The following is a 12,028-nucleotide window of genomic DNA, read 5'->3' on the forward strand; positions in this document are numbered from 1 at the left end:
AATTTAAAGCACACCTTTAGGCGGAAGAAAAAGGATCTCGTCCTGGTTGAAACTTGCAGGAAGGGAATATAAACTTTCCAAAAAGACGGCAGCATCCTTTGCCGGAATCATATCTTCTCTTTTAAAACCTTCTCTGCCATCCCAGATCGGAGTGTCGATTGCTCCTGCATATACTGTACTAACTCTTATCCCACGATCTTTTACTTCTTCCCGGATTGCTTTTGCAAAGCCCGCCAGGCCATGTTTAGAAGCGCAATAAGGAGAAGATTCCGGAAATCCCTGTTTTCCTGCAGTAGAAGAAATATAACAGAGAAGAGATCCTTTTTTCATAGAAGGGAGAAGTTTAGAAGTCAGTAAAATAGGAGCGCTTAAATTTAGAATGAGATGTTTTTGAAGATCTTCCCATTCCAAATCCTCTATCTTTAAGAATAGACCATCTCCGGAAGCAAAATAGATTGCATGAATCTCTTTCCAAATTTTCAAAAGTGAAGAAGTGAATTGGACGAGCTGATTTTGATTTCCCAAATCGCAGAGATAATTTAATCCTCTTTCTAAATTTTTCTCCAAAGGGATCCCGCGTCTGGAGATCCCAATCGGAAAATATTCAGGATTTGCATTCAGTTTTTCTAATAAAGATTTGCCGATCCCGGATCCGGCCCCGACTACCAGGATATTTTTGGGTTCCATGTTTTTACTTGGACATCGCCCGCACTTTTAATAAAAAATCCGCAGCTTCTAGATGTCGATTCGCCTGGATCAGATCTTTTCCCCAAACAGTGATCCCGTGTTTTTCTATCACGCAGAATGGAACTCTTGGTTTTGCCTGGATCAGATGTTGTTCCAAATGATCTGAGATATCTTGGACCTTAGGATAATTATATAAAACCGGAACGGATACATTCGGATTTTCATCCCAAATACCGAATGCTTTTATGATCTCTAAAGGAAGAAGTGGAAGATCCTCAATTGGATTTTCTTTAGAAACTCCAATTTCGATCAAATTAGATTCAGGAGTATGAACATGAAGAGAACATCCTATTTCAGGAAATGCTTTATACACTGCTCTGTGGATAGAAGTTTCAGCAGAAGGTTTGAGACCTTCTCTACCTTTCCAACCTTCTAATACTTTTCCGGATTGGATCTCGACAGGGAGAAAATCTTTGCGAGTCAGTTTGTTCTTATCCAAACCACTTCCGCTTACCCAGAATACGTTGGGATCTTTTTCGTCTTTGATAGAAAGGTTGCCCGCTGTTCCGGGCATCCACCCTTTAGAATGATATAGTACTCCCGACTCCGCTAAGCGGGTCAGGATTTTTTTTTGGGACATTCTTTAAACTAAAGCCGTAGTTTCTTCTACGTAATTAGGAACCCAGCCGCTCATGTCTTGGAAATAACGGACTGCTTTGATCCTTTTGTTCTCGTCTAGAGTAAACCAGTGGTTTGTATTTTTTGGAACAGAGATGAAATCGTCCTTCTCCACTCTTACTAAAAACTTTTCACCAGCGAGAGCGAACCCGAAAATCCCGGAACCATCTACGATATAACGAACTTCGTCGTCTGTATGATAATGCACTTTATCAAATTTGGCTAACATCTCGTTTAAGCCAGGAACTTGTGGATGAAGAACGATCAAATCTCTGGATTGATAACCTTCTTTTTCTTTTAAGGTCTCGAAACGATTGTCCAAATTTTTGAGAAGAGCTTCCTTCTCATCATCTACAAGAGTTAATTTATCAGTAAGAGAATTAGAGGTATTAGGAACCGGCCAATGATCGTACTCGATCCCTCTTTTATTTAGAAAAGATTTAACTTCAGTGTTGTCTTTGATTTCCGGTAGTCCCGGTTTTTGGATAATAGTCGCCATTCGCGCCCTCCTTTAGGTGGTGTCCCTTTTTTAGCTCCGCACCCTCAAGCGGTAGTCGCGGCCCCGTTTGTTTGGAAGGCCGCTTTATAAAACCTTATTTATTGACCCTCTCCACGTAGGTAAGATCTCTCAAGTCGATCCGGATAGAATCACCTTGTTTAATAAAAATAGGTACGTTAATCTCTCCGCCTGTCTCTACTGTTACTCTCTTAAGAGCAGTACCGGAAGTATCACCTTTTAGACCCTCTTCTGCATAAGTAACTTGCAAGATTGCAAAGTTTGGTGGAGTCACTCCGATTGGTTTACCTTCGTAAAAGGAAACTTCCATAGCGGTTTCTTCTTTTAAGAATGGAAGGATGTCCTCTAGGTATTCTTTAGAAACCGGAAGTTGTTCGAAGTCATTCGTGTCCATGAAGATGATATCATCACCCTCGGAATAACAGATAGTCATCTGTCTCTTTTCCAATTCTACGGATTCTAATTTTTCCGCAGCCTTGAAGGTTCTTTCAATGGAGCTACTACGGACCAGGTTCTTTAATTTTGTGCGGATAAAGGCAGATCCTTTTCCTGGGTTCACGAATTCGCTTTTTACAACGGAATAAAGTTCTCCTTCTACCTTGAGAACCATTCCTTTTCTAACTTCAGTGATGCCTAAGTTCATAAACGACCTAAAATAAAAATTACGCTACTTCTATATCCTTGCAGTAAGGCCGGGTGTCAAGCGATGTACTCGGGCTCCTTCGTTAATTGTAATATTTCAGGGCCAAAATCCGTTCGACTTTTACCCTTATAAGAGGAGAATCCCCTTTTGGAAAAGATTTCCGGAGAACCCAAGACTCGATGAAACAAAAATTAACGCTCTTACTCCTTCTGCTTACCGTGCTAACGGTTACCAATTGCAAAAAAGAACCCTTACTGATCACAGGCTCCGAAACCATGCATACTTTACTGAATGTGGTAGCGGCTGGATATGCTAAGAAAAATCCGAATGTAGAAGTCACCGTCCAAGGAGGAGGCTCCTTCGAAGGGATCGAAAAATTATTCGATGCAAAGACTGACATAGCTGCTTCTTCCAGACCGTTAACTCCCGAAGAACAAACCCAGTTCGAAAGAAGGGGAAGATTTGAGAATGTACTGATCGGTTACGATGGGATCGCCGTAGTAGTGAATCCTGCTAACTCTGTTTCTAAACTTACCTTAGAACAGATCTCCAAAATATTCTCCGGAGAAATAAAAGATTGGTCTCAAGTAGGCGGAAAGCCTGGGCCGATCCATGTTGTTCTTAGGAACGATAAGAGTGGAACTGCTGCTTATTTTGAAACTCATATCTTAAGACAAAGAGACCTGGGAGAAAAAGAATACCAAACTTCTAAAAAGAAAGAATTCACTAATGATTCCAAAGTAGTTGCGGATAACGATGAGATGGCGGATCTGATCGAGAAAGATACAGCATCCGTTGGATTCATGGGGATGGGAAGCGCCCAGATCCAAAACAAAGGAAAAGTAAAAGCAGTTCCATATTCCAAAACTGGAAAGGATCCTTTTGTAGAACCGAGCATCCAAAACGTTTCCGAAAGAAAATACAAACTCTCTAGAGGATTGTACCTATTTTATCTCTCCGATAGAGGTAAAAAAATTGATGAGTTCATTACTTATATCACTTCGGAAGAAGGGCAAACAATGGTGCTGAAAAGCGGCTATTTAAGAAGTACTTTAAGTACTGTAGAGGTAGAAGCTACCAAACCATAAATTCCGATTTTCTCTCCGAAAAAAGGTTGCGAAAGCCGTTTTGTTCCGTCTAAGTTTAGATAGATATGAAGCGGCTTTGGCTTTTACCTCTGATCTTATTTATGGTGCTCGCCCTCTTCAGCGAGGTAGTGGCCAGAGATTATAGTACCGCTAAAAGTTATTCTTTCCAGAAGAAATCAAGAACACAATCCTTTAGAGATGGTGATGACCAAGGACTTCCTTCCTTGTTCTCTGCAAGCGCAGACGATGCAGTCATTGGGTTATTTACAAAGTTCTCCCAGACAGCTTCCGGATTAAATAGTAGTCTTCTTGCAAACGATTCAGCTCGCAATTTTTACATTCACACCCTAGCATATCGTTATCTTTTCCTTCCCCCTCCGGTCTGACCGGTTTTCATTCTGTAAGTCCTCGGGAGGACTTTTCCCCGTAAAAAGCATGAATGCGGTTTCGGGCAAAAATTCCGCTTCGGCAAAAACAGAAAACGGGAAATCTTGCTCATCCTTCTCCTAAGTCTCCAACTTTAATTGATGGGCATTCTCCTCGAGGTTATATAAATAAACGACTCGAATGGAAACCTATGTTTGGTTTCCTTCTTTTTTATACGGATACTCAGTTGACTGAAATCACAGGCATGAGAATCCATCAGTAAGAGGGCTTCTTGGAACTAGTTTCCTCACATTTAAAACAAAAGACTGTTTCCGGGCCGGAATGGCTGGATTGGAAATGGCAGATCCAAAATCGGATCAAAGATGGGTCCGAATTGGAAAATTATATCCGGATCAGTTCTGAAGAAAAAGAAGCATTGCTCACCTGTGGCGAAGTGTTCAGCTTCTCCGCTACTCCTTATTATTTGAATCTTGCAGATCCGGAAGATCCGAACTGCCCTATTCGATTACAAGTTTTACCGAGAAAGGAAGAACTGCATTCGAGAACTTGGGATAGAAGGGATCCTTTAGCAGAAGAATCCTATATGCCCGTAAAAGGAGTAACACATCGTTATCCGGACAGGGCGCTTTGGTATCTATCTCATGTATGTGCTGTCTATTGTAGATTCTGTACCAGAAAAAGAAAGGTATCTCAATCTGCGGATACTCCAGGCTCAGAAGATTGGAAGGACGCGTTACGTTATTTTAGAGAGCATACAGAAATCAAAGAAGTGATCCTATCAGGTGGAGATCCTTTAAATCTATCAGACTCCAAACTGGATTACCTCCTAGGTGAATTAAAATCTATTCCACATATCAATCAAGTGCGCATTCATACAAGATATCCAGTTACACTTCCTATGAGGATTACACCTGAACTATGCCAGGTGCTGAAAAAACATTTCCCGATCTATCTGATCACACATTTCAACCATGCCAAAGAACTAACAGAACTTGTAAAAGAAAGGATCGGGATGCTCGCGAAAGAAGGTGCGGTGACAGTTCTAAACCAAGCTGTACTTTTGAAAGGGATCAATAATTCTGTAGGAGCTTTGACAGATCTATTCTACGGGCTCACCAAAATAGGGATCAAACCCTATTATTTGCACCAATGTGACGAGGTATTCGGATCTTCTCATTTTAGAGTCCCGATAGAAGAAGGTGTAGAACTTATGAAACAGATCCGAGGAAGTATCAGCGGGTTAAGCGTTCCCCTTTACGTCGTGGATCTAACTGGTGGTGGAGGAAAAGTACCTCTACCTGCGAACTATCTGGAAGAAACCAAACCTTCTTCTTATGTGTTCCGAAATTATAAAGGAGATCTGTATGAGATCGGTTTTTAGAATTGCGATTCTGCTTATATCGTCCCTGGCCCTTACAGAATGCAAAAGCCACCAGGAGAATCCGACCTCGGTCGTAGCCGAAAATCCGTCGGCACTTCGACTCAATTACGATGTAGTATATTATACAGGCGGACATTCCGTTTTACTCAACTCAGGTAGATTATTCGCCAGGGGTCTATTCTACGAATGTAAAGTATCCGACACGAATTCCAATTTTGAAAGTTTCAGGGCTTCTTCATACACTGAGGATAATTCTAACGATTTCAGACAATTGGTATCCGAAACAGACCAGTCAAAATTCAATTCCAGACAATTCCAATATTTCCCTATGGGGGAAAATTCCAGAGCTACAGTATTCTCAGGCTGCGCCAAAGCATCCGGAACAGAAAAATGTTACGTCCGTTGGGAATGGCAAAAAGAAGCGTTCATATTCGTATTCGAAACCCAATTGGAAAACAAAAAGGGATTGGGTACCGCGGAATTGGGAAAAGAATTCCATGAATTCGTAAGCCGGGGAATAAAAGCATTTTAACAGTGTATTTTCTTGACCGATTTTGATCCGGAAAGTATGTTATCCGGCGGGGAGAAGATATCCCGAGGATAAGATAGAATGTGGTTAAAATTGGGGGATACCGAGGTCATTAATCTAGACTATATCTCCTCCATCAAAAAGAACATGGCGGCAAACTCGATAGAGATCACCTACCATGACTTCAACCACGTAAAATCGTTGCCCTTCGGAGATCCGGAAGATAGAGATCGGGCCTACAAAGCAATTTTGGAAAACCTTTCCAGGATGCGTTTGTTTTTCGAATAAAAATATCTTCTAATATTCCTAGAGTAGAGACCAAAGCGATCTAAGCCATGGAACGAATTAAAGAAAATCTATCCAGCGTCTCCTCCCTAAAACCATTTGAACTCATATTTTTTGGTTCCAGACAAAGAGGAGAAGGAGACGAATCCTCCGACTTCAACTTTCTAGTACTCGCAGATCCTTCGGATCAACTCAAAGGGAATTTTATCCGAGAGATCAATAGAGCTATGGAGCCACTCCAAAGCCAGGGACAGGTCAATTTACTCGCAGCAGACTGGGACGGATTCCGCACCAGGATGAGAAGTTACGACCCAGGTGCCATCCATATCTGCGAACTGGGCGAACCTTATTTCGGTTCCGAATATTTTCCGGTCATCAAAGAAGAATGGGACAAACTTAAATCAGAGCCAATCGACGGAAATATCGCAGGCAAATATTTAAGAAAACGTTATAGATTCTATAAAGGTATTGTTCCGCGTAACACTAAGGAAGATGTAGTTCGGATGGAAAGACTATTAACAGTCTATCTGCAAAACTGGATGTTCCGACATATCGAAGATCTTGGGATCGCAGAAATCGTAAACTCAGACATCCCTTCCAGGATCGGGCCAATGTTCCGTGCGCTTTACTCTAAAGAAGCTAAAGGAAACACTTTGGAACTACTGGAACTGTATGAAGAAGTTCTAAAGTTAAAAAAAGAACTCCGCTCTCCAGAGTCCCCTTTCTCCGTGGAAAGATTCAACCAACTCAAAGAAACTCTTCGATTCGAAGAAAAAGAAATTCGAATTCTAAAACTGAATTATTGAGTCGCAGATTTGTAGGAGCTCCTACAAATTTTTCTTAGAAAAATTGTTTACCGCCTTGGCCAAAATAGATTCAGCAATTTCTTCTCCCCAAATAGAACAACCTTCTATCGAAGGATGAAATCCATCTGAACAGAAAATCCCTTTTGGAGAGAGTGATCCAATCTTCCTCATTGGAATATGAAATACATTTTCCAATTTCGCAGAAAGATAAGAAGAAGCTTGGTCTAAAAGTCGAGCCTTCCAACCCAAAACAAATCTCATAGTTTTGGGCAAGGCAGGGAAAATCCCAAGAGGAGGAACTCCTGCAATAAAAACTGGAGCATCCGGATATTTTGATCTACAAATGTCGATCAGATCCTGCAGATCAGATGACCATTTTTTCTGAGAGTGTAATTTAACTACATCGTTCGCACCTAAAGCAAGAACGATCGCATCCGGTAAAGACTCAGGCAAGCGAGACCCGAACTTCTGCTTTGCTTCCTCTAAAGTGATCCCACTTTGTCCAATCGCTTTCCAAAAAATCTTTCTTCCACTTTTGTTTCTCAGAGCTGAGGCAATTTGGCCAGTCAAAGAACTTTTATAGTCAGGAATTCCCACACCAGCAACGGTAGATTCTCCCAAAACCAAAAGATGAAATGGATTAGAACCCGGTAATTCGCCGAAGTCCGGGCCGGCAGCTTCTGGTAAACGAGGAATTGTTCTACGAGCCTTCAACCCCTGCCATAAAAGTACAGGGGATAAAAGAAGACTCGTAGTATAAAATGGGATCTCTTTCATTAGAATTTTCTAATTTTTTAATTCTCTCAGCAGGTTTGCATTTCCAGTTACCGCCAAGGCAGCAGCCAAGCCCCCCATCATAGCTCCTGCTATCCCGGGAGAAGCGGCATCTGCACCAGTCAAATAAAGTCCCTCAACCGGAGTTCTTACATCGAACCAAGGACTTTTTTCCTTCTTATATCTTTCTGGAACGCAGGCTAATCCATAAATGGCACCGTCTGGGTGAGAAGTAAAATGTTCGTTCGTGATTGGAGTCGAAAGTTCAGCAAATTCGACCAGCTTAGTAAGACCTGGAAATCTGGCTTCTAATGTAGTAAGGATTCGCTTTATGATCCTCTCCTTAAAGTCTTTATATTCCTCTCCCCTTTTTTTCCAAGGTTCGTCTTTCCATTCTGCAAAATTGGAATAATCAGTGAATGTGATCACATCCATTGTATGAGACTTTGCCTCTGGATTTTTCAAACTTGGAAAGGAAAGATATAGATTCGGTATTTCATCACTTTCAGAAAGCCAATCGTTCCTTTCAGAAAAATTCTTATCATGATCAGGAGAAGAGAAAATCCAGTAGTTCTCCCCACTAAATCCGAATTTTGCAGGACTCTCGGAAAGACCAAGGTAGAGACAAATACTTGTGGTCATTTTTTCTCTATTATAAAAGTCTTTTAGATCCTTTCTGAATGGAATCGGAAAAGAATCCGGGATCAGTTTTGTATAAGTGGGATAAGCTCCTGCACATGAGATCACAACCGGTGCGAAAAAGTCTCGTTCATGACCTTCTCCCCTCAATGCTTTTGCTTTAACCCCTACTACCTTTCCATCCTTGATCAGGATCTCCTTCGCTTCCACTGAAGATAAAACTGCGCCGCCATTTTCCTGAAGGATCGGTTCTATTGTATCAAAAATTTTACCCGCACCTCCCACTGGATAATAACCTCCGTTAATATAATGCTGCACTAGTGTTGCATGCATCGCAAAAGCTACTTTAGAAGGAGGAAGACCATAATCTCCCCATTGTGCCGCAAGGATCCCTTTCAAGTCTTCACTCTTGAAATTTTTATCGAAATAGTCTTTGAGAGTAACTACGTTCCCTTCCCCCAGAATACCAATGAGAGAATTCAAAGGTGGAGGAGAAAGCCTCATCATGATTGCCTTTCCAAAAAGAACCGAAACCTTTCTAATGTCCTTTAGATATCTTTCGATTGCTTCCTCTTCTTCAGGGAATTCGTTGATCAGATCTGATTTAAACTTTTCCGGATCTCCATATATATCAAATTTTCGAGAAGGAAAAACCAAACGTTCGAAAGGATCAGGCATCCTTTTCCATACAAGCTGCCCGCGAGTGATCTTATCAGAGATTTTTTTACAAAGTCCGCCTTCATGCATATCACCTACATAGTGAATGCCTACATCCCAATGATACTTTCCTTGTTTTCTTTGAAATTCGTGAGTAAAACCGCCCGGCTGAAAATGTTTTTCCAGGACTAAAACCTTCTTACCCGCAGATTGGGCCAAAAGACTTGCAGTGGTTAGGCTTCCCATTCCGGAACCTATAAATATAATATCGAATTCGTTTCCTACTTGATCAATATTCATTGACAAAACCTCTTATTCGCATTCAATGTGAACACTGAACACATTCAGTTTTATAATATCAACCTCTAATGTAATACATGTCAACATGAAAAATTCCCAAGAAAAAAATTCATACCACCACGGAGACCTAAAAAGGGCCCTATTGGATGCCTCCATAAAGATCTTAAAAGAAGAAGGTTATAAGGCCTTAAGTCTCAGAAAAGCCGCGACCTTGGCCGGAGTCAGTCAATCTGCCCCATATAGGCATTATCCAGATTTAGAATCTTTATATGCTGATATCGCTGAAGAAGGATTTAAGATCTTAGCGGAAAGGCAAAAGAAACTTAGATCGAAATACAAGAAGAGGCCATTACTTCTATTTAGAGAGTCTGGGGTTTCTTATGTAGAATTCGCATTAGAAAATCCTGATCTATTTAGGATCATGTATGGAAACCAGATTGAAAGCCATCTAAAATACGATTCTTTAATCAAAACCGAGGATGAAACTTTTCAAATCATAGTGGATATCATCAAAGATTGCCAAAAAGCAGGGCTGATCCCGGAAGGAAATGCAGAAAAAGCGGCCACCTCCGCTTGGACAATGGCTCATGGAGTCGCAGTATTATTATCAGGTCAACAAATGATGTTTCGATCAATAGAGATAAAACAGGCAAGAAAGATCACGAAGGACTTAATCCAATTCCTATATACCGGCCTAAAGGCATAATTTTAACCTAAGGAATAGAGCTCGTCGATTCGACTTTCTCGACTATTAGAAGAAACTAGAAGTTATACTTCTTCTATCTCTTATCGAAAAGATAATGTGATACGATCCATTCTTCTCCGTTTTTATATTTCCAAAGTTCTGCGCAAGCCATGAAGAAAGTTTTCCAATAAACAAACCATTTCACAGCCTGATCCTTTCCATAGGTTTCGCTTAAAATTTGCAGAACTTCTTCCTTATTTTTATACATATTAGAAAGCCAAGCTTCAGAAGTAAGAGCGTAATTATTGCCGTTTACCACCCATTGGTTGCGAATCTGAAAATCTTTTTGGAAATATAAGAACAGATCATGAGAAGGCATCTGCCCTCCCGTAAAAAAGTACTTTGCCATCCAATCTGTATCATCCACTACTTCGAAAGGATACGCGAACTTTTTATGAGTAAATATATGTACGAAAAATTTTCCCTTCGGTTTCAGGAAACTCGCAAGTTTTCCAAATAAAACTTCATAGTTTTTCATATGTTCTAACATTTCTATCGAGATGATACGATCGAATTTTAGGCTCGTTTTAAATACGTTCATATCGGCTGTTATAATATTTAGGTTTTTTAAACCTCTTTTCTTTGCCTCAGAATCTATGAACTTCTTTTGGGTTCTGGAATTAGAAACTCCTGTTACTTTACATTTCGGATACTTCTCCGCTACATAAAGAGAAAGAGATCCCCAACCACAACCCAAATCTAAAACGTTCATTCCATTTTCGAGCTCTGCTCTTTTGCAGGTGAGTTCGAGCATAGCCCTTTCTGATTCATCGATCCCAACATCGGGAGAAGTCCAAAAGCCTGAACTATACTTCATGTATTTTCCCATCACCAATTTGAAAAAGGCAGAAGGAACCTCATAATGTTGCTCATTTGCTGACTGAGTATCAATTGCAATGGGAGATTGTTTCAAAGAGTTTACGTATCGAATCAGATGTTCCTGATTTTTCTCCAAGCTCCCTTTATCTTCCATATGAAGTCTGAGATGCAGGAGTTGGCGTATCCTAAATCGGATCAGCCAATCCGGGAAAACATCTTTTTCCATAAGTTTATAGATAAGATTCATATTGAGTTTTCCTATATTTTAAATTTCGAATCTACTTTTTGGGAAACCAAGGAAAGAAGGCACTGGTCTTGGATTTGTATTCAGAGTACAGGTTCCCTTTAGACTTTAATTGCCCAATCTCATTCAGAGGAATGCCGGTGATCTTAGTCAAAAGAATAAACATGATCAACGGAGAGATGAGGCCGATCCAACCCCATGGAGAAGCAAGAGAAACTAAGCCGAAAGAAATCCAAATAACCCATTCAAAAAAATAGTTTGGATGTCTGCTGTATTTCCAAAGTCCTACGTCACACACCTTTCCCTTGTTAGCTGCGTCTAATTTAAATTCTGCCAATTGAAAATCAGCTACCGATTCTCCCCAAAGTCCCATCGCAAAAACACAAAGTCCAATCACTTCTAAAGGATGGGTTTGGATTGAAGGGTTCAAAGCCGGAAAAAGAAATGGGAGGCTTAAGATCGTTCCAAGAATTCCTTGGAACTGAAATACATTGATAAAAAACTTTCGATCTACCTTGTCTCCGTAGTCCTTTCGGAATTCGGTATATCTTGCGTCTTCATGCCCGGTCAGAACTCTTGTAGTAAATATGAAGTAAGAAAGTCTCCAACCCCAGACCGTTGCCATAAAAGCAAAAATAGCCTTTCTTACGGAAAAAGAATCGCCTAATATAAAATATACGATTGCAATTGTGGAGATACAAAGTCCCCATCCCACATCTACAATAGAATAATTTTTGATTAGCTTTCCAATCAACCAAAGTAAACTCATCAAAAAGAATACAACCACCCAAGCGCTGAACATTAAAGACACTGCTTTTTCGTACATTAGAATGCTCCGATATACATGGA

15 protein-coding genes are annotated in these 12,028 nt (G+C 40.6%); 7 read left to right on the forward strand and 8 right to left on the reverse strand.

Annotation, left to right across the window (positions count from 1 at the left end):
- Window positions 1-3: 3 nt before the first annotated feature.
- The 4 genes from B1C82_RS00450 to efp all read right to left on the reverse strand — a co-directional run bounded on the left by B1C82_RS00450 (window position 4) and on the right by efp (window position 2,525).
- Window positions 4-687 (reverse strand): SDR family NAD(P)-dependent oxidoreductase, encoded by a 684-nt coding sequence (locus B1C82_RS00450; RefSeq protein ID WP_086445656.1) that lies wholly within the window; start codon window positions 685-687, stop codon window positions 4-6.
- A gap of 4 nt (window positions 688-691) precedes the next feature.
- Complete coding sequence (mtnB, locus tag B1C82_RS00455; protein ID WP_086445657.1) at window positions 692-1,327, reverse strand: methylthioribulose 1-phosphate dehydratase; 636 nt, start codon at window positions 1,325-1,327, stop codon at window positions 692-694.
- A gap of 3 nt (window positions 1,328-1,330) precedes the next feature.
- A complete protein-coding gene (locus B1C82_RS00460) occupies window positions 1,331-1,864 on the reverse strand; it encodes a 1,2-dihydroxy-3-keto-5-methylthiopentene dioxygenase (protein WP_086445658.1) in 534 nt (177 codons plus the stop codon).
- 94 nt (window positions 1,865-1,958) lie between these two features.
- Window positions 1,959-2,525: an elongation factor P gene (gene efp, locus B1C82_RS00465; RefSeq protein WP_086445659.1), complete on the reverse strand. Its 567-nt coding sequence runs from the start codon at window positions 2,523-2,525 to the stop codon at window positions 1,959-1,961.
- A gap of 179 nt (window positions 2,526-2,704) precedes the next feature.
- On the opposite strand from efp, the gene B1C82_RS00470 reads away from it, so the two are divergent.
- The 6 genes from B1C82_RS00470 to B1C82_RS00500 all read left to right on the forward strand — a co-directional run bounded on the left by B1C82_RS00470 (window position 2,705) and on the right by B1C82_RS00500 (window position 7,001).
- Window positions 2,705-3,613 (forward strand): phosphate ABC transporter substrate-binding protein, encoded by a 909-nt coding sequence (locus tag B1C82_RS00470; RefSeq protein ID WP_086445660.1) that lies wholly within the window; start codon window positions 2,705-2,707, stop codon window positions 3,611-3,613.
- Between the two features lie 65 nt (window positions 3,614-3,678).
- Entirely contained in the window at window positions 3,679-3,999 is a 321-nt protein-coding gene (locus B1C82_RS00475; protein ID WP_086445661.1) for a hypothetical protein, read from the forward strand.
- Window positions 4,000-4,271: 272 nt separating this feature from the next.
- Window positions 4,272-5,381 carry a KamA family radical SAM protein gene (locus B1C82_RS00485; protein WP_086445662.1) on the forward strand — a complete coding sequence of 370 codons (1,110 nt, stop codon included), beginning with the start codon at window positions 4,272-4,274 and terminating at the stop codon, window positions 5,379-5,381.
- Window positions 5,365-5,913: a hypothetical protein gene (locus B1C82_RS00490; protein WP_086445663.1), complete on the forward strand. Its 549-nt coding sequence runs from the start codon at window positions 5,365-5,367 to the stop codon at window positions 5,911-5,913. Before B1C82_RS00485 ends, B1C82_RS00490 begins: the two co-directional genes overlap by 17 nt.
- A gap of 78 nt (window positions 5,914-5,991) precedes the next feature.
- Window positions 5,992-6,198, forward strand: coding sequence for a hypothetical protein (locus tag B1C82_RS00495; RefSeq protein WP_008589214.1), 207 nt, complete (start codon window positions 5,992-5,994; stop codon window positions 6,196-6,198).
- Window positions 6,199-6,245: 47 nt separating this feature from the next.
- A complete protein-coding gene (locus tag B1C82_RS00500) occupies window positions 6,246-7,001 on the forward strand; it encodes a hypothetical protein (protein WP_086445664.1) in 756 nt (251 codons plus the stop codon).
- 21 nt (window positions 7,002-7,022) lie between these two features.
- On the opposite strand, the gene B1C82_RS00505 is transcribed toward B1C82_RS00500, so the two are convergent.
- Together B1C82_RS00505 and B1C82_RS00510 are read right to left on the reverse strand one after the other, a co-directional pair.
- A complete protein-coding gene (locus B1C82_RS00505) occupies window positions 7,023-7,778 on the reverse strand; it encodes an SGNH/GDSL hydrolase family protein (protein WP_086445665.1) in 756 nt (251 codons plus the stop codon).
- Between the two features lie 9 nt (window positions 7,779-7,787).
- The gene (locus B1C82_RS00510) at window positions 7,788-9,371 is read right to left on the reverse strand and encodes a phytoene desaturase family protein (protein WP_086445666.1); all 1,584 of its coding nucleotides are present in this window, start codon (window positions 9,369-9,371) and stop codon (window positions 7,788-7,790) included.
- An 85-nt stretch (window positions 9,372-9,456) separates the two neighbouring features.
- On the opposite strand from B1C82_RS00510, the gene B1C82_RS00515 reads away from it, so the two are divergent.
- Entirely contained in the window at window positions 9,457-10,077 is a 621-nt protein-coding gene (locus tag B1C82_RS00515; RefSeq protein WP_086445667.1) for a TetR/AcrR family transcriptional regulator, read from the forward strand.
- 73 nt (window positions 10,078-10,150) lie between these two features.
- Here B1C82_RS00515 and B1C82_RS00520 read toward each other — a convergent pair whose 3' ends face one another.
- Both B1C82_RS00520 and B1C82_RS00525 read right to left on the reverse strand, forming a co-directional pair.
- Entirely contained in the window at window positions 10,151-11,182 is a 1,032-nt protein-coding gene (locus B1C82_RS00520) for an SAM-dependent methyltransferase (protein ID WP_086445668.1), read from the reverse strand.
- Window positions 11,183-11,213: 31 nt separating this feature from the next.
- Window positions 11,214-12,005 carry a DUF1295 domain-containing protein gene (locus B1C82_RS00525; RefSeq protein ID WP_086445669.1) on the reverse strand — a complete coding sequence of 264 codons (792 nt, stop codon included), beginning with the start codon at window positions 12,003-12,005 and terminating at the stop codon, window positions 11,214-11,216.
- Window positions 12,006-12,028 lie beyond the last annotated feature (23 nt).

It is taken from the genome of Leptospira venezuelensis (assembly GCF_002150035.1).
GTDB lineage: Bacteria > Spirochaetota > Leptospiria > Leptospirales > Leptospiraceae > Leptospira_B > Leptospira_B venezuelensis.

Bases quoted from the DNA above. Each gene is read 5' to 3' on its own strand.
- B1C82_RS00450 (WP_086445656.1), bottom strand. From the start codon at position 687: ATGGAACCCAAAAATATCCTGGTAGTCGGGGCCGGATCCGGGATCGGC.
- mtnB (WP_086445657.1), bottom strand. From the start codon at position 1,327: ATGTCCCAAAAAAAAATCCTGACCCGCTTAGCGGAGTCGGGAGTACTA.
- B1C82_RS00460 (WP_086445658.1), bottom strand. From the start codon at position 1,864: ATGGCGACTATTATCCAAAAACCGGGACTACCGGAAATCAAAGACAAC.
- efp (WP_086445659.1), bottom strand. From the start codon at position 2,525: ATGAACTTAGGCATCACTGAAGTTAGAAAAGGAATGGTTCTCAAGGTA.
- B1C82_RS00470 (WP_086445660.1), top strand. From the start codon at position 2,705: ATGAAACAAAAATTAACGCTCTTACTCCTTCTGCTTACCGTGCTAACG.
- B1C82_RS00475 (WP_086445661.1), top strand. From the start codon at position 3,679: ATGAAGCGGCTTTGGCTTTTACCTCTGATCTTATTTATGGTGCTCGCC.
- B1C82_RS00490 (WP_086445663.1), top strand. From the start codon at position 5,365: ATGAGATCGGTTTTTAGAATTGCGATTCTGCTTATATCGTCCCTGGCC.
- B1C82_RS00495 (WP_008589214.1), top strand. From the start codon at position 5,992: ATGTGGTTAAAATTGGGGGATACCGAGGTCATTAATCTAGACTATATC.
- B1C82_RS00500 (WP_086445664.1), top strand. From the start codon at position 6,246: ATGGAACGAATTAAAGAAAATCTATCCAGCGTCTCCTCCCTAAAACCA.
- B1C82_RS00505 (WP_086445665.1), bottom strand. From the start codon at position 7,778: ATGAAAGAGATCCCATTTTATACTACGAGTCTTCTTTTATCCCCTGTA.
- B1C82_RS00510 (WP_086445666.1), bottom strand. From the start codon at position 9,371: ATGAATATTGATCAAGTAGGAAACGAATTCGATATTATATTTATAGGT.
- B1C82_RS00515 (WP_086445667.1), top strand. From the start codon at position 9,457: ATGAAAAATTCCCAAGAAAAAAATTCATACCACCACGGAGACCTAAAA.
- B1C82_RS00520 (WP_086445668.1), bottom strand. From the start codon at position 11,182: ATGAATCTTATCTATAAACTTATGGAAAAAGATGTTTTCCCGGATTGG.
- B1C82_RS00525 (WP_086445669.1), bottom strand. From the start codon at position 12,005: ATGTACGAAAAAGCAGTGTCTTTAATGTTCAGCGCTTGGGTGGTTGTA.